Origin of the sequence: Streptomyces buecherae (genome assembly GCF_014295035.1) — a bacterium.
GTDB lineage: Bacteria > Actinomycetota > Actinomycetes > Streptomycetales > Streptomycetaceae > Streptomyces > Streptomyces youssoufiensis.
In genome coordinates, this window is record NZ_CP060404.1 from 4,249,564 (window position 1) to 4,270,794 (window position 21,231).

The 21,231-nt window shown below is 71.4% G+C and carries 14 protein-coding genes; 4 read left to right on the forward strand and 10 right to left on the reverse strand.

Features of this window, described 5'->3' with window-relative positions:
* Positions 1–226: 226 nt before the first annotated feature.
* Positions 227–844 (forward strand): GNAT family N-acetyltransferase, encoded by a 618-nt coding sequence (locus tag H7H31_RS16320; RefSeq protein ID WP_187061845.1) that lies wholly within the window; start codon positions 227–229, stop codon positions 842–844.
* Between the two features lie 72 nt (positions 845–916).
* Here the strand turns inward: H7H31_RS16320 and trxA are convergent, their stop codons facing one another.
* The 7 genes from trxA to H7H31_RS16355 all read right to left on the reverse strand — a co-directional run bounded on the left by trxA (position 917) and on the right by H7H31_RS16355 (position 11,164).
* Positions 917–1,246, reverse strand: coding sequence for a thioredoxin (gene trxA, locus H7H31_RS16325; RefSeq protein WP_176162911.1), 330 nt, complete (start codon positions 1,244–1,246; stop codon positions 917–919).
* 46 nt (positions 1,247–1,292) lie between these two features.
* A complete protein-coding gene (gene trxB / locus H7H31_RS16330; protein WP_187061846.1) occupies positions 1,293–2,252 on the reverse strand; it encodes a thioredoxin-disulfide reductase in 960 nt (319 codons plus the stop codon).
* A gap of 168 nt (positions 2,253–2,420) precedes the next feature.
* Positions 2,421–3,416 carry an anti-sigma factor gene (locus H7H31_RS16335; protein ID WP_187061847.1) on the reverse strand — a complete coding sequence of 332 codons (996 nt, stop codon included), beginning with the start codon at positions 3,414–3,416 and terminating at the stop codon, positions 2,421–2,423.
* The gene (gene sigM / locus H7H31_RS16340; protein WP_187061848.1) at positions 3,413–4,102 is read right to left on the reverse strand and encodes an RNA polymerase sigma factor SigM; all 690 of its coding nucleotides are present in this window, start codon (positions 4,100–4,102) and stop codon (positions 3,413–3,415) included. The genes H7H31_RS16335 and sigM overlap by 4 nt, the downstream gene beginning before the upstream one ends.
* Before the next feature lie 37 nt (positions 4,103–4,139).
* A complete protein-coding gene (locus tag H7H31_RS16345; RefSeq protein ID WP_187117946.1) occupies positions 4,140–5,867 on the reverse strand; it encodes a protein kinase family protein in 1,728 nt (575 codons plus the stop codon).
* Between the two features lie 110 nt (positions 5,868–5,977).
* Positions 5,978–8,761, reverse strand: coding sequence for a murein biosynthesis integral membrane protein MurJ (gene murJ, locus H7H31_RS16350; protein ID WP_187061827.1), 2,784 nt, complete (start codon positions 8,759–8,761; stop codon positions 5,978–5,980).
* Positions 8,762–8,806: 45 nt separating this feature from the next.
* Positions 8,807–11,164 carry a DUF6049 family protein gene (locus tag H7H31_RS16355; RefSeq protein WP_187061828.1) on the reverse strand — a complete coding sequence of 786 codons (2,358 nt, stop codon included), beginning with the start codon at positions 11,162–11,164 and terminating at the stop codon, positions 8,807–8,809.
* Positions 11,165–11,352: 188 nt separating this feature from the next.
* Between H7H31_RS16355 and H7H31_RS16360 the strand changes: the two genes are divergently transcribed.
* Positions 11,353–12,843: a CCA tRNA nucleotidyltransferase gene (locus tag H7H31_RS16360; protein WP_187061829.1), complete on the forward strand. Its 1,491-nt coding sequence runs from the start codon at positions 11,353–11,355 to the stop codon at positions 12,841–12,843.
* Between the two features lie 78 nt (positions 12,844–12,921).
* On the opposite strand, the gene H7H31_RS16365 is transcribed toward H7H31_RS16360, so the two are convergent.
* The 3 genes from H7H31_RS16365 to H7H31_RS16375 form a co-directional block, all read right to left on the reverse strand.
* Positions 12,922–14,238, reverse strand: coding sequence for an MFS transporter (locus tag H7H31_RS16365; protein WP_187061830.1), 1,317 nt, complete (start codon positions 14,236–14,238; stop codon positions 12,922–12,924).
* An 82-nt stretch (positions 14,239–14,320) separates the two neighbouring features.
* Positions 14,321–15,403 carry an inositol-3-phosphate synthase gene (locus H7H31_RS16370; RefSeq protein WP_176162902.1) on the reverse strand — a complete coding sequence of 361 codons (1,083 nt, stop codon included), beginning with the start codon at positions 15,401–15,403 and terminating at the stop codon, positions 14,321–14,323.
* A 53-nt stretch (positions 15,404–15,456) separates the two neighbouring features.
* Positions 15,457–16,149: a PadR family transcriptional regulator gene (locus H7H31_RS16375; RefSeq protein ID WP_187061831.1), complete on the reverse strand. Its 693-nt coding sequence runs from the start codon at positions 16,147–16,149 to the stop codon at positions 15,457–15,459.
* A 381-nt stretch (positions 16,150–16,530) separates the two neighbouring features.
* Between H7H31_RS16375 and H7H31_RS16380 the strand changes: the two genes are divergently transcribed.
* Both H7H31_RS16380 and H7H31_RS16385 read left to right on the forward strand, forming a co-directional pair.
* Positions 16,531–19,335, forward strand: a complete 2,805-nt coding sequence (locus tag H7H31_RS16380) for a transglycosylase domain-containing protein (RefSeq protein ID WP_187117947.1) — start codon at positions 16,531–16,533, stop codon at positions 19,333–19,335.
* Positions 19,336–19,572: 237 nt separating this feature from the next.
* Entirely contained in the window at positions 19,573–21,105 is a 1,533-nt protein-coding gene (locus tag H7H31_RS16385; protein ID WP_187062906.1) for a glycosyltransferase family 87 protein, read from the forward strand.
* Positions 21,106–21,231 lie beyond the last annotated feature (126 nt).

The window sequence follows — 21,231 nt, forward strand, 5'->3', positions numbered from 1 at the left end:
GCGCGGCCCGCTCTGTGCGTGGCGGGCGGTACCGGGGCCATCTGCTCGTGGCTACGATGCGTACGAGCGGCGCGGCGACGCGCGGGCGCCCCGCCCACGGCGACCGACGGTGCGGGATCGCGTCCCGTGGGAGGCTGCCGTCGGCTTCGCGGGCCGCCTGCTCGGGCGTGGCGCACGGGTCGGCCGCACGGATCGCGGCCGACGAGGGAAGCGAGGAACTGGCTACATGGGGCGTCGGCTCGTACCGCTCACACTGGACAACCTCACGGACCTCCCCCAGCGCTGTCGCGCGTGCGTGTTCTGGGAACTCGACCCCGTCAGCGGCGAGGCGGCCGTCAGGGCCGGGCGCCCGGAGGTCGAGAAGGAAGCCTGGATCTCGGCCGTGCTGCTGGAGTGGGGCTCCTGCGGGCGCGTGGTCTACGTGGACGAGCTGCCGGTGGGCTTCGTGCTCTACGCGCCGCCGGCGTACGTGCCGCGTTCCCTGGCCTTTCCCACCAGCCCGGTGGGCGCCGACGCCGTGCAACTGATGACGGCGTGGCTGATGCCCGGATTCCAGGGACAGGGGCTCGGCCGGGTGATGGTGCAGACCGTGGCCAAGGACCTCATGCGGCGCGGAGTGAAGGCCATCGAGGCGTTCGGGGACGCGCGGTGGGAGGGGCCCGCCTGCGTGTTGCCGGCCGATCATCTGCTGGCGGTGGGCTTCAAGACCGTGCGACCGCACCCGCGCTACCCACGGCTGCGGCTTGAGTTGCGGACCACCATCTCCTGGAAGGAAGACGTGGAGCTGGCGCTGGATCGACTGCTGGGCGCCGTACAGAAGGAGCCGGTGCTGCGTCCGCTGTAGGGGACCGCTCCCGCATGCGCGTGGGCCCGCTCCCCGTGGAGGGAGCGGGCCCACGACGCACAGCGCGGTCGACTAGCCGAGGAAGTCGGACAGGTCGCGCTCAAGGGCCGCCTTCGGCTTGGCGCCGACGATGGTCTTCACGACCTCGCCGCCCTGGTAGACGTTCATGGTCGGGATGGACATGACGCCGTACTTGGCGGCCACGGCCGGGTTCTCGTCGATGTTGAGCTTGACGATCTCGATCTTGTCGCCGTGCTGCGCCGCGATGGCCTCAAGGGACGGGGCGATCTGGCGGCACGGGCCACACCACTCGGCCCAGAAGTCCACCAGCACGGGCTTCTTGTTCTTGATGACGTCCTCTTCGAAGGAGGCGTCGGTCACATGCTTCAGAGTGCCAGCCACGGCGTTTCCTCGTTTCGATGGTGCGGGGGCGGGAGGGATGGAGGGGTCAGACGGCGGCGGCCGGCGGCTCGTTGTCCGCGAGGCCGGCCAGGTAGCGCTCGGCGTCCAGGGCCGCGGAGCAGCCCGTGCCGGCGGCGGTGATCGCCTGACGGTAGGTGTGGTCCACGACGTCGCCGGCGGCGAAGACGCCCGGGAGGTTGGTGCGCGTGCTGGGGGCCTCGACCTGCAGGTAGCCCTCGTCGTCCAGGTCGAGCTGGCCCTTGAACAGGTCGGTGCGCGGGTCGTGGCCGACCGCGATGAACAGGCCGGTCGCCGGAAGCTCGGAGAGCTCGCCCGTGTTGCGGTTCCGCAGCGTCAGGCTGGAGAGCTTGCTGTCGCCGTGGATCTCGGCGACCTCGCTGTCCCAGACGAAGGAGATCTTCGGGTCGGCGAAGGCGCGGTCCTGCATGGCCTTGGAGGCGCGCAGGGTGTCCCGGCGGTGCACGATCGTCACGGACTTGGCGAACCGGGAGAGGAAGGTGGCCTCCTCCATGGCGGTGTCGCCGCCACCGATCACGGCGATGTCCTGGTCCCGGAAGAAGAACCCGTCACAGGTCGCGCACCACGAGACGCCTCGTCCGGACAGCTCGTCCTCACGCGGCAGGCCGAGCTTGCGGTGCTGCGAGCCGGTGGTCACGATCACGGTCTTGGCCCGGTGCACGGTGCCGGCGGAGTCGGTGACCGTCTTGATGTCCTCGGTGAGGTCGACCGCGATGACGTCGTCCGGGATCAGCTCGGCGCCGAAGCGCTCGGCCTGGGCCCGCATGTTGTCCATGAGGTCCGGGCCCATGATGCCGTCACGGTAGCCGGGGAAGTTCTCCACGTCGGTGGTGTTCATCAGCGCACCCCCCGCGGTCACGGAACCCTCGAAGACCAGGGGCTTCAGCGCGGCTCGGGCCGTGTAGAGCGCGGCCGTGTAGCCGGCGGGCCCGGAACCGATGATGATCACGTTGCGGACGTCGCTCACGGGATGTCTTCCTTGTCTCTGCCGACGACGGATTGGGGGCAACCGACCGGCGATCGTTCCCGGAAAACTGCTGCCATCTCACCCAACGGATACTACGGGGCCGGCATTCCCGGGACGCCCGGGCTTCCGGCCGTGTTCGTGTGACGGACAGCGGGGTGGCCGGAACGCTCAGTCGCGGGCGAAGCTGCGCTGCAGCAGCACGGTCCCGGGCGGCGAGGGGGACTTCCGCACGCAGGCGGCGTCCACGACGAACGCGTCGACGCGCGAGTCGTCGCCCGGATGCGGCAGCAGCACCAGGTAGGCGGGGGTGCCGTTGAAGGAGTCTTCCCGCGCCGCGAGGGGCGTATCGGGGCGCTTGGTGGCCTGTTGGACGCACGAGGGCACGGTCGTGCCACTTCCGTCGAGCGGTGTGCGGGGAGTGGTGTTCGCGCCGACCTCGCCCGACGGATTCCGTGGCTTGCGGGTCTTTCCCTCCGCGGCGAGCAGGGCCCGCGCCTCGCCCTCCAGGGTGGCGGCGGTCAACATCGTGGCGCGGGTCTCGCCCTCCGTGGGGCGCTGCGGCGTTCCGTCGTCGGTGCCGTTCTGCACGAGGAAGGTGCCCACGCCGAGCACGGCAGCCGCGCACGCCGTACCGAGCAGGGCGGTGCGCCAGCGCCGGCCCCGCCCGGGACGGGGGCCGGGGGCCTGCCGGCCGGGTCCCGTGGTGGAGCGGGCGCGGCCCGGCGGGCGGTCGGGGCCGCCGGGCGTCGTTTCACGTGAAACACCGATCGGCTCGGCGGCCGTTTCACGTGAAACATCGCCGGCCTCGGTCCCGGAGGCGCCCCCGGACTCGGTCTCGGCGTCGGTCTCCCGTGCGTCGCCGCCCTCGTCCACGGCCGCGACGTCGGCCGGTTCGCGGTCGCCGGTCGTGGCGTCGAGCAGCGCCTCGGCGGCCAGGGCCGCGTCGATCCGGCCGGCGATGTCGGCGGGCATCCGCGCCGGGCCGGGCAGCGTGCCCAGGGCGCTGCGGATCTCCTCGAGCGAGGTGCGGACGTCCGCGCACAGCGCGCAGCCCGCGAGGTGCTCGCGCACGGGGCGCGCGCGGTCGGGCGGCAGGACCCCCTCGGTGAGCGCGGAGATTTCCGCGACCTCAGGGTGCTCGTCCGTGTCGGTCGTCGACGTCACGCTCGCCCACCTCCGCCCTTCACGGGATCTGTGTCGTTCGGCCCTGCCGGCGGTGAGACGGATGTCCCCTGCGCCCGGTTCCTTCCCCCGTCGAGATCGGAGCTATCCCGCTCCTTCGGGTGGAGATGGGACAGCAGGGGCAGCAGACGGGCGCGGCCCCGGGCGCAGCGGCTCTTGATAGTGCCGGTGGGCACGCCCAGCACCTTGGCCGCCTCCGCCACGGGGTACCCCTGCATGTCCACGAGGACGAGGGCCGCGCGCTGGTCGGGCGGGAGCGTGCGCAGGGCCCGCAGCAGCTCGCGGTGGAGATCCTGGCGCTCCGCCGGGCCCGCGGCGGACTCCTGCGGTTCGAGGAGTTGCTCAAGCCGCTCGGTGTCGTCGGTGGGCGAGGTCTTGCGGGTGGCGGCCTTGCGGGCCCGGTCCAGGCAGGCGTTCACCGTGATCCGGTGCAGCCAGGTGGTGACGGCCGACTGGCCCCGGAACGTGTGCGCGGCCCGGTAGGCGGAGACCAGGGCGTCCTGAACGGCGTCCGCGGCCTCCTCGCGGTCGCCGAGGGTGCGCAGCGCCACGGCCCAGAGGCGGTCGCGGTGGCGCCGGACGATCTCGCTGAACGCGTCGGGGTCGCCCGCCACGTGGCGAGCCAGGAGCTCGCGGTCGTTCGCGTCGCCGTGCACGGCGTCGTGCAACGGGAGCCCCCCTCTCGTGCCGGCCGCTTGACGTGGGTCAACCCGTGATCTTGATCTCCGAGATGCCCCCGCGGAAGCCGTCGGCGGAGCCGTCGCTGGGCAGTTCGGTGATGTGGATCAGTACGTATCGCGTTCGGACCGGCTTGTCGAGAGTGGCGTCGAGTTTGCTCTCCGCCGTCTTGAGCTTGGTCAGCTCCTGGGGGAAGTCCGCCAAGGCGGCGGGGGATGTCGCCGCCGGGTCCGCGGCGAGTACTTCGACCTTCTGCCCGGGTGCGTAGAAGTCAACCTGCACGCCCGCGACGTTCTTGGCGCTGCCGAGGTCGACGACGATGCCGCTGCCGTCCGACCGGTTCTTGAGGTTGCCGAAGTTGGCGTAGCCCTCGTAGCGCTTGGTGACCCAGGCGGTGCCGGGCTGTTGGTCGATGGCCGCGGAGACCCTCTCCGCCGCCAACGGGGCGTCCAGCGGTGAGAACTCGGTGGCGTCCGCGAGCTTCAGCGGCTTGTGGGCCGGCTTCCTGGGGCGGCCGTCGTCCTTCTCGCCCTGGTTGTGGCCCGAGTCCCCCGGCTTGTTCTCCTCCTTGATCAGGATGTCCGCGAGCTGCCAGCTACCGAGCCCGATGGCCGCGATGAGCAGGCTGGAGACGGCCCACTTGAGCGCGCGGCCGGCGCGGCTCTGTAGTGGCGGTGGGGGCGGGGGCGGCGCGGGGGTGACCCGGACCGCGCCGTTTCCGCCGCGGGCCGGCGGCTGGGCGTAGGCGCCCTGTTGGTAGGTGGTGCGCTGGTAGGCCGGGGTCGCGGTGAACGACGGCTCCGGCGGGCGGATCCGCGGCATCTCGGCGACGGCCGCGGCCAACTCCGCCGGGGTGGTGCAGGGCAACTCCTGCCGGGAGGCGGTGGCACCGTCGTTGACCAGCGCCCGCATGGCGAGTTCGGACAGGCCGCGGTGCACCCCCGCGCGCACCTGGTCGGGCGCGATGAGACCGACGCCCTTGGGGAGTCCGGCCAGGCCGTGCGCGTCGCTCTCGTACGGCCAGCGCTGGGTGAGGGCGGCGTAGAGCAGGGCGCCGATCGCCTCGGTGTCCGTGCGCTGGGGTTGGGGGGTGGTGATGCCGCGCAGGGCGGCCATGACGGCCAGGCCGCGGATGCGGTACTGGCCCGACTCGGTGCGCAGCACGGAGCTGGGCGTCAGCCGCAGGTGGGACAGGCCCTCGCGGTGGGCCGACGCCATGGCCTGGGAGACCTGGCTGACCAGTTGGTAGGCGTCGTGCGGCTCCAGCGCGCCGGTGGCGAGCACCGTGGTCAGCTCGGTGGCGTCGGAGATCCACTCGTGGACGACGTAGACGAGGTCGTTGTCCTCGACGGCGTCCAGCACCTGGACGAAACGGGGGTCGCCGAGGAGCGCGGCGGAGCGGGCGGCGGCCAGGACGGGGCGGGCGCGGGGGTGGTCGGCGGGGAGGACGTGCACGCCGACGGCGCGGCGCAGTTTCTCGTCCACGGCACGCCAGCTGCTGAATCCGTCCAGACGGGTGACGCACTCCTCCAAGCGGTAGCGTCTGGCGAGTTTGTGACCACTGTGCAGTTCGGGGGGGCTTGTATCGGCCGATGCGCTCTTGTCCGTCTCGACAGGGCGCGCGGTCTCTGTGGTGTTGCTGGCCTTCTGCTGGGCCTTAGCCTCGTCGGTCGTGGCCTTGTCCGCCTTGGCGGTAAGCGGCTCTCCGCCGCTGCTATCGGCCACGTCGACGGCAGCCGTACTCCGGTCCGCCACCGTCGTTCCCTGCCTCCCCATACGTTGCGCCTGTTCCACGGCCACGACAATTGTGCCCACAGTCCGCCACCCTGCACGACACGCGGTGGTGGACGATGGTTGTGCTGCGGTCAACGGCCGAGACGTCCTCGGACCATTCCGACCATTGCGGTCAGCTCCTGAATGCGCATGCGCTTCGCCGCGATGTAGAAGATCCCGATGAGGACGATTCCGCCGCCGATCAGGGAGGCGACCGAGCCGGCGATCCCGCTGCCGAGCGCGTCGGTGATGGCGTACGCCGTCAGGCCGGCGAGGATGGCGGCGGGGACGCAGGCGCCGAAGAGTCGCGAGTAGGTGCGCATCACGTGGCGGCCGTCCAGGTCGCCGCCCAGCCGGTCGCGCAGGCGCCGCCAGGCGATGCCCACGCCGACCGCGTACGCGAGGCCGTAGGAGGCGGCCATGCCGACCACGGCCCAGCGGGCGGGCAGCAGCACGTAACACAGCCCGGAGGCGGCGGCGTTGATGGCCGCGACGATGACCGTGTTGTAGAACGGCGTGCGGGTGTCCTCGTAGGCGTAGAAGCCGCGCAGGACGACGTACTGCACGGAGAACGGGATCAGGCCCAGGCCGAAGGCCATCAGGATGTAGCCCATCGCGCGGGCGGCCTCGATGCCCGACGAGCCGAAGAGCAGGGTGCACATCGGAATGCCGAGCGCCACGAAGCCGAAGGCGATGGGCACGATGGCCACGGCGGAGGTGCGCAGGCCCTGCGAGATGTCGCCCCGGACGGCGCCGACGTCGCCGTCGTGGGCGGCCCGGGAGAGCCGGGGCAGCAGCGCGGCCATGACCGAGACGGTGATGATGGCCTGCGGCATGCCCCAGATGAGCTGGGCGCTGGAGTAGCCGAGGATGCCGGTGCCGGGGTAGCCCTCGTCGGCCGCCGCCGAGCCGGCGCCGGTGGCGAGCTGGGTGACGACGATGACGCCGGCCTGGTTGGCGAGGACGAACAGCACGGTCCACTTGGCCAGCTTGGCGGACTTGCCGAGGCCGTGGCCGCGCCAGTCGAAGCGCGGCCGGTACCGGAAGTCCGCCTCCCGCAGGTACGGGATCATCGCCAGCGACTGGACGACGAGTCCGAGGAGGGTACCCACGCCGAGCAGGCGGATGCCCTCGGCGGGGATCGTCGTGACGCCGAACTCGGACTTGCTGGCCGACCCGTAGACGTAGATGAACATGCCGAACGTGGCGATGATGACGATGTTGTTGAGGACCGGCGTCCACATCATCGCGCCGAACTTGCCGCGCGCGTTGAGGATCTGGCCCATCACCACGTGCACGCCCATGAAGAAGATGGTGGGCAGGCAGTAGCGGGCGAAGGTGACCGCGACCTCGTTGGCCGCCGGGTCGCCGGCGATCTCGGGGGACATCATGTGCACGAACAGCGGCGCCGCGAAGATGGCCACGGCCGTGAGGCCGACGAGGATGACGATGACGATGGTCAGCAGGCGGTTGGCGAAGGCCACGCCGCCGTCCTCGTCCTCCTTCATGGCCCGCACGAGCTGCGGCACGAAGACGGAGTTGAGGCCGCCGCCGACGGTGAGGAAGAAGATCATCGCCGGCAGGGTCATCGCGACGGTGTAGGTGTCACCGAGGGTGGCGGCGCCGAGCGCCGCGACGATCATCACCTGGCGGACGAAGCCGGTCAGCCGGGAGACCATGGTGCCGGCGGCCATCAGGGCGCTGGACTTGAGCAGGCTGGACGCCTTGCCGCCGCGCCGCGCGGCGCCCTGCGCCGCCGCCTTGGCCGCGGCGGGGGAACCCAGCATCACGGTGGCGTCCGTCCCCGGGCTCGCCGTGGGGCCGCCCGGACCGCCGGGCGCGCCGGGCGCCACCGGCCGGTGGTGGCGGCCGTGCGGGGCGCGCGGCCCCGGGCCGCCGCGGGGGGCGGGGCGCTGCTGCTGGTAGTGGGCCTGCTGGGCGCCCTGGCCGTGCTGGTCCTGCTGGTAGTACTGCGGTTGCCGCGCCTGCTGGTCGTAGCCGGCCTGCTGGGCGTACGGGGCGTGGCCGCCGTGCTGCTGCGGGTAGTGGCCGCCCTGCTGCGGGTACTGCTGGCCCTGCCCGTAGTCGGCCTGGGCCTGCTGCTGGCCGTACTGGTCGTAGCCGCCCTGGTCCTGTTGCGGGGGGCGCGGCGGCTCGTACGGCTGCTGATCGCGGAAGAGGTGCGCGAAGGCGTCCGGCTCCGGGCGCTCGTCCGAGCCCTGGCTGATCAGGTCGTCGACGCCCACGTACTGGGTGTCGGCGCCGTTGTCGCCGTAGGGCAGGTAACGCGAGGCGCCGTCGGGCTCGGGGGCGGGCGTGGGGGCCCACACGCGCGGGTCCGGCGGCTGCTGTCCGGGGGGTGCCTGGTGGTAGAGGTGCTGCGTGGGGTCGGCCGACCCGGGCGGCGGGTGCGCCTGCTGGTCGTAGAGGGCGTCGCCGCCCTGGGCCCGCGGGTCGTGCTGCGGGTACGGGTACTGCGCGTAACCGTCCTGCGCGTACCCCTCCTGGGGGTACCCGCCCTGCGCGTAGCCGTCCTGCGCGTAACCGTCCTGGGCGTACCCGTCCTGCGGGTAGCCGCCCTGGGCGTAGGGGTCCTGCGGGTAGGAGGGCTCGCTGTACGGCGCGTACTGCTGGTAGACCTCGTCGGTGTAGACCGGGAAGGAGCCCGTGACGTACGGCTGCTGGTAGAACGCCTGCGTGTAGGTGTCCTGGGCGTACGGGTCGGGGATGTACGGGTCCTGCGGGTAGGAGGGCTGGTGGTAGGTGGGGGCGTACGAGGGGTCGTGGGCGGAGGCGCCGGAGTGGTACGGAGACCCCTGGCCCGTGGGGTCCGCGCCCGCGTCACGGTCGCGGTCACCGTTGTACGGCGCGTTCATCGCTACCCCACCTCATCGTCCGCGGCCGTCTGGCCCCACCATTCCTCAACGGTCCACTTTCTCACCTGAGCCGGATGGGCCATTGCTTTGCGATCCGGTGTCCGAAGACCGGTCACTCGGCTGCGCGGGGTCCTGGGGGCCTGTTTCGGCGGGCGCCTCGGGCCCGGTCCGTGGGTCGGAGTCCGAGTCCGGGGCCGAATCCGGGTCCAGATCACCGGGCTTGTCGCCCGGGCCCGCGGGTTCCGAGCCGGCCCGCCTGCGCTTGACGTAGATCCGGATGCCCGCGAGGACGAGCAGCAGGACGCCGACCGCGATGACCAGTATCACAGTCGAGGTGATCGACGTGACGTTCACCTCGAAGATCATCGGCTCGCCGTAGGGCTGGCCGTCCTCCGTGAAGAGCTGGGCGACGATCGTCGTGCGGCCGTTGGCGCGGGCGTTCGCCTCGAACTTCACCGACTGGCTGTGCCCGCCGTCGATCTTGATGTCCTGGGGGTCGCTGACCTTGAGGCGCAGCGGCTGGTTGGAGGTGAGCACCAGCCGGAGCCCGTCGACCCCCTGCACGAGGTCGTTCTTGACGGTGACGGGGATGGTGGCGCTGCGGCCGGAGAGGGTGGCCGGCGACTTCTGGATGATGCCGACCTGCTCGGTGAGGCTTCGCAGGTGTCCGCTCACGTCGTCGCGGTAGGCCGACGCGCCGCGGTCGTGGCGCCAGGAGGTCGACATGTCCCGCATGATCGCGGTGCCGAACGGGGGGACGACGCGCTCTTCGATCGTGAGCGCCTTACGGAAGCGGTCGAGGGTGCGCTGCGTCTGCTGTATCTGGGAGAACGCGGTGGTGGGCAGCTCCTGCTTGCGGAGCGCCTTCGGGTAGTCGCCACGGCTGGGCACCTGCCGGTTGGCGGCCGGGTCGGGCTTGGCCTTGGCGGCGTCGCTCAGCTCCTGCGGCTCGCTCCAGCGGCGTGGTTCGAGGCCGCCGAGCGCGGTGGCCATCGCCTGGGCCTGGTTCGCGGTGGGCATGCGCGGCGGGGCGACGACGATGCTGCGCTGCCGCTCCGGCGTCTGCTGCGTGATCATCAGGGTCTGGGCGAGGAACTCCTGGATGGCCAGGGTGGAGTTCTCGGCGCGCGACATGTCGCCGTCGAAGACGGTCGAGAGGCGGGCGTCGGCGGAGATCGCGGTGGTGCCGCCGCCGATGGGGCGGGCGGCGGTGGGCGTGTAGGTGAGCGCGCGGCTCTCCTGGAGGCTGTCGCCGCGGGTGATCACGTGGTGGGCGCCGGCCGAGGTGGCGACGTCGACGATCGAGGAGTCGATGGCGCCGTCGACGGGCCAGGCGAAGTCGGTCCGGGGCGTGACCTGGAGGGTGGACTCCACCGTGGTCTTGGCGAGCACGGTGGCCGACTGGAGGTGGCTCAGCGTGCCGGAGACGACCTTGCCGCGGTGGGCCAGCGACGCGAGGTCGGGGTCGGCGAACGGCAGGGCCACCACCTTGTGCCCCTCGACCGCCTTGTCGAGGGCGGCCATCCACTGCCGGGCGACGGCCTGCCCGCGGCCGGGCGTGGTCTCGTCCCCGTCCCGCACGTCGTACTTGCGCGTCATCGCGTCCACCGTGGCGAGCAGGTCGGGGTCGAGCACCCAGGTGACGGGCAGGTCCTTGCCGAGCGCGACGAGTTGCTGGAGCCGGCCGCCCGGCGCCAGCTCCTTGACCAGGTCGTCGTCGCGGAAGATGGGCGTCTGCTGCTCGTCGGTGGCGGTGCGCGCGGTGACCCGCGGGGTGGAGATGATCGGCCAGAGGAAGCTGAGCTTGGTCTTCTTGCCGGGCGGGGTGGTCTGCCAGGGCAGGAACGTGCGCTGGATGCCGAGGACCCGGAGGTAGGACGGCTGGTCGGCCGTCTCACCGACGAGCGAGACGGCGATCTGGTAGACGCCGTCCTCGGTCAGCGCGAGGTGCTTGAGGGGGATGGCGAGGCTGAAGTCCTGGCTACCGCCGGCCGGCAGCTTGCCGACCTTCTCCGCGTACTTGCTGTCGATCTCCACGCCGTCGGAGCCCGGGAAGTAACCGGTCCGCGTGGCGGCCGTGTCGATGGCGCTGCGGCCCCTCATCACCTGGCCGAGCCGCAGCCCGACGTGCGCGCTGTCGATGGCCGTGGCGCTCTTGTTGGTGACCGTGCCCTTGACGGTCAGGGTGTCGTCGGCGGTGGGGGTCGCGGGGGTCAGCGAATCGATCGCCACGTCCACCGAGCGCGACCCGGTGGGCTTGGGAGCGGCGGTCGCCTCGGTCGGCGCCGTGACCTGGATCAGGCCGGCGAGGAGGGGGACGGCGGCCAGTAGCGCCCCGGCGCGGCGCAGCCATCGTCGGGCGGGAGCAGAAGTCGTCCCCTGGAGCTCTGCCGCCTCGGCCACGCGCTCGCCCGTCCCTCGTCGTCGTCAGTGGTCGTCGGTTGTGCGTCCACGCATGGTAACGAGATCCGGTGTGGCGAAGTGCTGGGGAGTGCTCCACATGATCGTCACAGGGCGGGGCGGCGCGGGGCCGGCGGGCCCGCGCGAATCGAGGAGGCCGGTGGCCCCCGGGCAACGTACCCTTTTCTGTTGTGCCGAACGCCAACCATGACACCCAGACCTCGCAGCCGACCTACGAGCTGAGCCAGGTGCAGCGCCGCGCGGTGAGCGAACTGTTGCGGGTCTCCCCCGTGGCCGACGATCTCGCCACCCGCTTCCAGCAGGCCGGGCACTCGCTCGCCCTGGTCGGCGGCTCGGTACGGGACGCGCTGCTCGGCCGCCTCGGCAACGACCTGGACTTCACCACGGACGCCAGGCCCGAAGAGGTGCTGAAGATCGTCCGGCCCTGGGCGGACGCGGTCTGGGAGGTCGGCATCGCCTTCGGCACGGTCGGCTGCCAGAAGCAGGCACCGGGCCAGGACGGGGCGAACCAGAGCTTTCAGATCGAGGTCACCACATACCGGTCCGAAGCGTACGACCGGACCTCGCGGAAGCCTGACGTTTCCTACGGGGACTCCATCGAGGAAGATCTCGTCCGGCGAGATTTCACCGTCAACGCGATGGCCGTCGCGCTCCCGCAGAAGGAGTTCATCGACCCGCACCACGGCCTGGAGGACCTCGCCGCCCGGGTGCTGCGCACCCCGGGGACGCCGCAGGAGTCCTTCTCCGACGATCCGCTGCGGATGCTGCGCGCCGCGCGCTTCGCGGCCCAGCTCGACTTCGAGGTGGCTCCCGAGGTCGTCGCCGCCATGACGGCCATGGCCGACCGCATCGACATCGTCTCGGCCGAGCGGGTCCGCGACGAGCTGAACAAGCTCATCCTGGCCCCGCACCCCCGCAAGGGGCTCAGGCTGCTCGTGGACTCCGGGCTCGCCGAGCGCGTGCTGCCCGAGCTTCCCGCGCTGCGCCTGGAGCGGGACGAGCACCACCGGCACAAGGACGTGTACGAGCACACGCTCATCGTGCTGGAGCAGGCGATGGCCCTGGAGGAGGACGGCCCCGACCTGGTGCTGCGGCTCGCCGCGCTGCTGCACGACATCGGGAAGCCGAAGACGCGTCGCTTCGAGTCGGACGGCCGCGTCTCCTTCCACCACCACGAGGTGGTCGGCGCGAAGATGACCAAGTCCCGGATGGCCAAGCTCAAGTACTCCAACGAGATGATCAAGGACGTCTCCCGGCTGGTCGAGCTGCACCTGCGCTTCCACGGTTACGGGACGGGCGAGTGGACGGACTCGGCGGTGCGCCGGTACGTGCGCGACGCGGGCCCGCTGCTGGACCGGCTGCACAAGCTGACCCGCTCCGACTGCACCACCCGCAACAAGCGCAAGGCCGCCACGCTCTCCCAGGCGTACGACGGTCTGGAGCGGCGGATCGAGCGGCTGCGGAAGGAAGAGGAACTCGACTCCATCCGGCCCGACCTGGACGGCAACGAGATCATGCAGATCCTGGAGCTGCCCCCGGGGCCGCAGGTGGGCAAGGCGTACAAGCACCTGCTGGAGCTGCGGATGGAGCGGGGTCCGCTGGGGCGCGAGGCCGCGATCGAGGCGCTCAGGGAGTGGTGGGCCGCCCAGGCCCCGGCGTAACGGGTGGACGAAGTGACGGAGTACGGGCCCTCGCGCGCTGGCGTCGGGGGCCCGTACTCATGGCGCCGGGCGCGTGTTTCACGTGAAACGGCGCTCGGTTTCACGTGAAACGTCGGGGCGGGGGCGGTCGTGTTTCACGTGAAACACGACCAGGCTCACGGCGGCCAGGTACAGCGCGGCCACGATGAGCACGAGCGGCGCCGACGCCCCGTCGGGCGGCAGCATGAGGGCCGCCACCCCGGCGGCGCCCACGAAGGCCACGTTGAAGAGCACGTCGTACAGCGAGAAGACCCGGCCCCGGTAGGCGTCCTCGATGGAGGACTGCACGATGGTGTCCGTGGCGATCTTCGCGCCCTGGGTGGTGAGCCCGAGGACGAAGGCGGCGACCATCATCGGGGCCGGCGCGAAGGGCAGGCCAAGGACGGGTTCCAGCACCGCCGCCGTCGCCCCGCAGGCCGCCACCCAGCCCAGCGGGCCGAAGCGGGCCACGGCCCGGGGCGTGCACACGGCGGCCACGAAGAAGCCCACCCCGGAGATCCCCACCGCCAGGCCGAGCAGCGCCAGCCCGTCGGAGTCGCCGTCGCCCCAGGCGTAGCGGCACAGCATGAGGACCATCACCGTGAGGGCGCCGTAGCAGAACCGCATGAGCGTCATCGCGTACAGGGCCCGGGCCGCCGCGGGGCGCCGCGTGAGGTGGCGCAGGCCGGAGAGGAGCCCGCGGGCGGTGCTCAACAGGGCCTGGGTGGGCCTGGGTTGGAGCTGGTGCGGGTCTGGGCCGAGGAGGTCGCGCGGCATGCGCAGGGCCGCGAGGGCGGCGCACAGGTAGAGCGCCGAGCCAAGCAGGATGACGAGCGCGTCGGACGCGGCCCCGTCGGGCGCGGCCATGCGCACGACCAGGGCCAGGCCACCGGCCGCGGTGGCGGCGAGCGTGCCGGCCGTCGGGGAGAGCGAGTTGCCGAGGACGAGCTGTTCGTCGGTTGCGACCACGCGCGGCAGCGCCGCCGAGAGCCCGGCCAGCACGAAGCGGTTGACGGCCGTGACGGTGAGGGCGGAGGCGTAGAAGAGCGCGTCGGGCACCTCGGCCACGATGAGCGCGGCCGTGCCCGCCGCCAGCACGACCCGGACCAGGTTGCCGTACAGCAGGACCTGGCGGCGGCGCCAGCGGTCGAGGAGCACGCCGGCGAACGGGCCGAGGAGCGAGTAGGGCAGCAGGAGCACGGCCATGGCCGAGGCGATGGCGGCGGCCGAGGTCTGCTTCTCGGGGGAGAAGACGACGTAGGAGGCGAGCGCCACCTGGTAGACGCCGTCGGCCGCCTGGGAGAGCAGTCGGACCGTGAGCAGACGGCGGAAGTCACCGATCCGCAGGAGCACGCGCAGACCTCGCACAACGGGCATGGCGCACAGCTTCACACAGCGCGCGGGCCCCCGAGGAATCCGTCCTCGGGGGCCACGCGCTGAGGGTGTCGAGTGGGAGTGCTTAGCGCTCGACCTCGCCCTTGATGAACTTCTCGACGTTCTCCCGGGCCTGGTCGTCGAAGTACTGCACCGGGGGGGACTTCATGAAGTACGAGGAGGCCGACAGGATCGGGCCGCCGATGCCCCGGTCCTTGGCGATCTTCGCGGCGCGCAGCGCGTCGATGATCACGCCGGCGGAGTTGGGGGAGTCCCAGACCTCCAGCTTGTACTCCAGGTTCAGCGGGACGTCGCCGAACGCGCGACCCTCCAAGCGCACGTACGCCCACTTGCGGTCGTCCAGCCAGGCCACGTAGTCCGACGGGCCGATGTGGACGTTCTTGGCGCCCATGTCGCGGTCGGGGATCTGCGAGGTGACGGCCTGCGTCTTGGAGATCTTCTTGGACTCCAGGCGCTCGCGCTCCAACATGTTCTTGAAGTCCATGTTGCCGCCGACGTTGAGCTGCATCGTGCGGTCCAGGATGACGCCGCGGTCCTCGAACAGCTTGGCCATCACACGGTGCGTGATGGTCGCGCCGACCTGCGACTTGATGTCGTCACCGACGATCGGCACGCCGGCTTCGGTGAACTTGTCGGCCCACTCCTTGGTGCCCGCGATGAAGACCGGCAGCGCGTTGACGAAGCCGACCTTGGCGTCGATGGCGCACTGCGCGTAGTACTTCGCCGCGTCCTCGGAACCCACCGGCAGGTAGCAGACGAGGACGTCGACCTGGCGGTCCTTGAGGATCTGGACGATGTCGACGGGCGCCTCGGGCGACTCGTCGATGGTCTCGCGGTAGTACTTGCCGAGACCGTCGTACGTGTGGCCGCGCTGGACGGTCACACCGCTCTGCGGGACGTCGCAGATCTTGATGGTGTTGTTCTCGCTGGCGCCGATCGCGTCCGCGAGGTCGAGACCGACCTTCTTGGCGTCCACGTCGAAGGCAGCCACGAACTCGATGTCCCGCACGTGGTACTCACCGAACTGCACGTGCATCAGACCCGGGACGCGGCTGTCCGGGTCGGCGTCCTTGTAGTACTCGACGCCCTGGACCAGCGAGGCGGCGCAGTTGCCCACGCCAACGATGGCTACGCGAACCGAACCCATTCCGGTTGCTCCCTGTGTGTGTTCTTCGACGAGGCCCCGCGGAGTGCGGGGCCTCACTTGGCGGTATCGTCGGACGGGTCCGGCCGGGTACTACCCCGATGCCGGGGCAGGCCGCCCGTGTCGTGCGATGTGTCCTGTTCGGCGGGCCGGCGCTGCTCGCGCCCCGCCCGTTCGCTCTCAATCAGCTCGTTGAGCCAGCGGACTTCGCGTTCCACTGACTCCATGCCATGCCGCTGGAGCTCCAGCGTGTAGTCGTCGAGCCGTTCGCGGGTGCGCGCGAGGGAGGCCCGCATCTTCTCCAGGCGCTCCTCCAGGCGGCTGCGCCGCCCCTCGAGGACGCGCATCCGCACATCCCGCGAGGTCTGCCCGAAGAAGGCGAAGCGGACGCCGAAGTGCTCGTCCTCCCAGGCGTCGGGCCCGGTGTGGGAGAGCAGCTCCTCGAAGCGCTCCTTGCCCTCGGGCGTCAGCCGGTAGACGATCTTCGCTCGCCGCCCGCCGAGCGCCGCGCTGGAGGGCACCACGCGGCCGGCCGGCGCGGTGGCGTCCTCGGCGGCCCCGGTCGACTCCTCGATCAACCAGCCGTTGGTGACCAGCGTCTTGAGGCAGGGATAGAGGCTCCCGTAGCTGAAGGCGCGAAACACCCCGAGCGAGGTGTTCAGCCGCTTTCGCAGCTCGTACCCGTGCATGGGGGACTCGCGCAGCAGACCGAGGACGGCGAACTCCAGAACGCCGGAACGCCTGCTCATCCCCCGCCCTTCCCCTACTGCCGATGGTCTGCCGATGGCGCGTTGCGTGCACTTATGCCGAGCTGATGTATCGACTCGATACATCCAGACGATAGAACGGCACACTCCCCGGGACAAGAGCGGGCACGGTGAACGAGGTCACATCACCGTTTCGTGCGACCCAACGTGCCTGATTTGGAATGAAGATGATGAGTGGGCAGGTTTTGACCGTGCGTACTCTGTTCGCCATGCAGACCACCGGGAACCGTGGAGCGCCGCGAGGCGTCTTCGTCCTGGATGCCGTGCGTCCGGCCGCCCTTCGGCGCTGGCGCGCACGTTGGGGGGACCGCAAGCCACTTGCCGCTTCCAGGCGATCGCGCCTGCCCGAGGAGTAGTCGTTCCATGAGCGAGCACCGTCGCAAGCCGCCGCAGCCCCAGGGCGGCGGACGAGCAGCGGCCCGGCGCGCGGCGCAGCAGCCGCCAGGCCGCCGCGCAGCGCCACCACCGAGCAGTACGGGGCCGGGCTCCGATGCGTATGAGTCACCCGACGCGGGAGCGCCCCGCGGCGGCCGGGCCGAGTCCCGCCGTGCGGCCCGCGGGGGCGGGGGCCGCCGGAGAGCCGGAGCCGCGGGAGCGGGCGCCGGGGCCGGGGCCGGGGCGAGCGCGGCCCACGGGGCGGCCGGCGCTGGTGGTCCCGGCGCGCCCGGCGGCGGCGCCGGTGGGGCTGGAGGAGGACGCAGAGCCGCGGGCGCGGCCGGTGCCGGAGGCGGGCGCGGGCGCGGCCGTGGGGCGGGTGCCGCGGGCCGTACCAAGAAGCGGTTCATCGACTACCCGCGGGCGGGCAAGCGCGGCTTCAAGCGCTGGATGCCCTCCTGGAAGCTGGTCACCGGCACCTGCCTGGTCTTCTTCGCGCTCCTGATCGGCGCGGTGGGCATAGCGCTGATGCTGGTGGAGGTCCCCACGGCGCAGGCCGCGTCCAAGACGCAGAAGAACGTCTACTACTGGGCGGACGGCAAGCAGATGGTCGTCTCCGGCGGAGGCGACCTCAACCGGCAGATCGTGCCGCTCTCCAAGATCCCCAAGTCGATGCGGAACGCGGTGATCGCCGCCGAGAACGCCTCGTTCTACGACGACGCCGGCGTCGACCCGATGGGTGTGGCGCGCGCGGTGGTCAACATGGCCAAGGGCGGCCAGACGCAGAGTGGCTCGACCATCACCCAGCAGTTCGTGAAGAACACCTACCTGGGCCAGGAGCAGACGCTCAAGCGCAAGGTCACCGAGCTCTTCATCTCCATCAAGGTGGGCGCCACCAAGGACAAGGACGACATCCTCGAGGGCTACCTGAACACCGCCTACTACGGCCGCGGCGCCTACGGCATCCAGGCGGCGGCCCGCGCGTTCTACGACAAGGACTGCGAGGACCTGACCACGAGCGAGAGCGCGTTCCTCGCCGCGACGCTCAACGGTCCGAACCTCTACGACCCGGCCGGCGGCCAGGGCATGGCGGCGACCAAGGAGAAGAACCGCAAGCGGGCCGAGGCGCGTTGGGCGTGGACGCTGGACCGTGAGGTCAAGGTCGGCCGGCTCGACAGCGCGGAGCGGGAGAAGATCACCAAGTTCCCCGAGCCGCAGAAGCCCAAGCTGGCGACGAACAAGGCCGGTCAGATCGGCTACCTGACCGACCTCGCCGACAACTACATCATCGCCAATTCCGACATCTCCAAGGCCGAGTTGGACCGCGGTGGCTACCAGATCCACACCACCTTCGACCGCGAGAAGATGAAGGCGCTGGAGAAGACGGTCAACAAGGTCTCCAAGGAGAACATCCGGCCCGACAAGCGCCCGCAGGACAAGCACGTCCAGTTCGGTGGGGCGTCCGTGGAGCCGGGGACCGGCAAGATCGTCGCCATCTACGGCGGCAAGAACGCACTGGAGCACTACACCAACAACGCGGACGACACCGGCGTCCAGGTCGGCTCCACGTTCAAGCCGTTCGTGCTGGCGGCGGCCATGACGGACGGCAAGCGCGATCCCGCCCTGCCCCCCGAACAGTCCAGAGAACAACGCACCCTGGTCTCGCCCAAGAGCATCTACAACGGCGACAACAAGGTGACGCTGCGGGACTACAAGGGCGAGGTGTGGCTGGACAAGGACGGCAAGGAGTGGCACCAGCGCAACGACGGTGACGAGAGCAGAGGCAAGATCGACCTGCGCACCGCCATGCAGTTCTCGGTGAACACGCCGTTCATCCAGCTCGGCATGGACGTCGGCACCGACAAGGTGCGCGACGCGGCGCTCGCCGCCGGGCTCAGCAAGAGCCAACTCGCCTCCATCACGCCGACGTTCTCGCTCGGCACGTCGTCGCCGAGCGCGATCCGGCTCGCCGGCTCGTACGCCACGTTCGCGGCCAGCGGCAAGCAGGCCGACCCGTACTCCGTGACCAAGGTCGAGCGGGACGGGGCCGAGGAGTACGTGCACGAGGAGAAGATCGAGCAGGCGTTTGAGCCGAACGTGGCGGACAACGTCACCGACGTGCTCAAGACCGTGGTCGAGAAGGGCACCGGCACCTCCGCGCGGATCGGGCGCGAGGCGGCGGGCAAGACCGGCACCACCGACGACAACAAGTCGGCCTGGTTCGCCGGGTACACCCCGCAGCTCTCCACCGCGATCGGCATGTGGCGGGTCGACGACCAGGCCAAGAACCAGAAGTTCCTGCCGATGTACGGCGTGGGCTCCGACACCGGCTCCGAGAGCATCCACGGTGCCTCGTACCCGGCCAAGATCTGGGCCGGGTACATGAAGGAAGCGCTCAAGAACGAGAAGAAGCTGACCTTCCCCAAGCCCTCCCCGATCGGCGACAAGATCTACGGGGACGGCGCCAGCCCGCCGCCCACGCAGACGGCACCGCCGACGACGGAGCCGCCGACCGAGGAGCCGACGGAGGAGCCCACCACGACGCCTCCGACGACCCCGACCAAGACGCCCACCACGACGCCTCCGACGACGCCCCCGACGACGCCGACCGACACCTGCGGTCCCCTCGACCCGACCTGCGGTGACGACGGCGGACCGGGCGGTGGCGATCCGGGCGGGCCGGGCGGTGGTGACCCCGGTGGTCCGGGCGGCCCGGGTGGCCAGGGCGGGCCAGGCGGCGGTTCGCCCAGCACGACGCCCACGGAGGACGACAACGAGCACGGCTGGCTGTAGCCGCTCTCGCCCGCCGACCCCCGGCCACGGCCGGGTGGTACGGACGAGGTGAGGGAAGATCCACAGGGCGGGTCCGTTCGCGGGCCCGCCCTGTGGCGTTGCCGGGTGCCAGCGAGCCGAGCCCGCGCCCCGGGTGTGGCGGCCGGGTGCCCGTCGCGTGCCGGGTACGTGCCCGTGCGGCGGGCCCCGACACCGGCCCACACCGCCGCCGCGCCCCTCGTACGGCAGGATGTGCGCATGACGAGCGCCCACGGCCCCCACCCGCGTGCCACCGCCGCCCGGAACCCCGTACGGCCCACCGCCGAGGATGAGGTGGCGGCGGCCGGCAGCGAGCTGATCGGCGGGCCCGTCGGGCGCCGGGCGCTGTCCGGCGTGAACTGGTGGACGCCGGTGCGGATCATCGCGCTCGTGACGATCGGCATGTTCGCCCTCGGCATGGCGCAGAAGGTGCCCTGCTACGACGGCGGCTGGTTCTTCGGCACCACCACCCAGTACACGCGCGCCTGCTACTCCGACATCCCCCACCTGTACGCCGGCCGCGGCTTCTCCATCGACCTCGTCCCGTACTTCGACCGCATCCCGCAGGACGTCGCCGGGAGCATGGAGTACCTCGAATACCCGGTCCTGACCGGGCTGTTCATGGAGGTCGCCTCCTGGCTCACGCCACACGACGGCAGCGACCAGCACCGGGCCCAGATCTACTGGCTGGTGAACTCCGGGATGCTGATGGTCTGCGCCGTCGTCATCGCCGTCTGCGTGACCCGCACCCACCGGCGACGGCCCTGGGACGGGCTGCTGGTGGCGCTGGCCCCGGCCTTCGCGCTGACCGCCACCGTCAACTGGGACCTGTTCGCGGTCGCGCTCACCGCCGCCTCCCTGCTCGCGTGGTCCCGCAGCCGCCCGCTGGCCGCCGGCGTGCTCCTCGGGCTCGCCACCGCCGCCAAGCTCTACCCCGTGCTGCTGATCGGCCCGCTGCTGCTGCTGTGCCTGCGCGCGCGGCGCTGGCGCGCCTGGTGGTCGGCCATCGCGGGCGCCGCGGCGGCCTGGCTCGTGGTCAACCTGCCCGTCATGCTCACCCAGGACCAGCAGGGCGACCTGGCGATCAGGGAGGGCTGGACGAAGTTCTACACCTTCAGCCAGGAGCGGCCCGTCGACTTCGGCTCCGTCTGGCTGATCGTCTCCCAGCGCTCCGGCAACCCGCTGGACGACGCCAACACCTACGCCACGCTCCTGATGCTGCTGGCCTGCATCGGCATAGGTGCCCTCGCGCTGTGCGCCCCGCGCCGCCCCCGGCTGGCCCAGCTCGCTTTCCTGGTCGTCGCCGCGTTCATCGTGACCAACAAGGTCTACTCGCCGCAGTACGTGCTGTGGCTGGTCCCGCTGGCGGCCCTCGCCCGACCCCGCTGGCGCGACTTCCTCATCTGGCAGGCCGGCGAACTGCTGTACTTCCTCGGCGTCTGGATGTACCTGGCGTACACCCACAGCGGCGACAAGCACCACGGGCTGCCCACGGAGGGCTACCAACTGGCCATCGTGCTGCACCTGCTCGGCACGCTCTACCTGTGTGCGGTGGTCGTCCGGGACGTGCTGCTGCCCGAGTACGACCCGGTGCGCCGGGACGGCTCCGACGATCCCTCGGGGGGCGTGCTCGACGGGGCGCCGGACGCGTTCACGCTGCGCCGGCCCGTGGTCAAGCACGGCCCGGGCGACACGTACCCGCACGGGGGCCGGGCCGGCCGTGGTGCGCACGGCGGCACGTACCTGGAGTAGCGCACGGGCCCGGCGGGCGACCGGCCCCCGGGCGGTCGGTGGCACGGGAAACGCCGCAGGCCCCGCACGTGAGCGCGGGGCCTGTCAGAGGCGCGGGACGGCCGGGGCGGGCGGGCCCCGACGGCG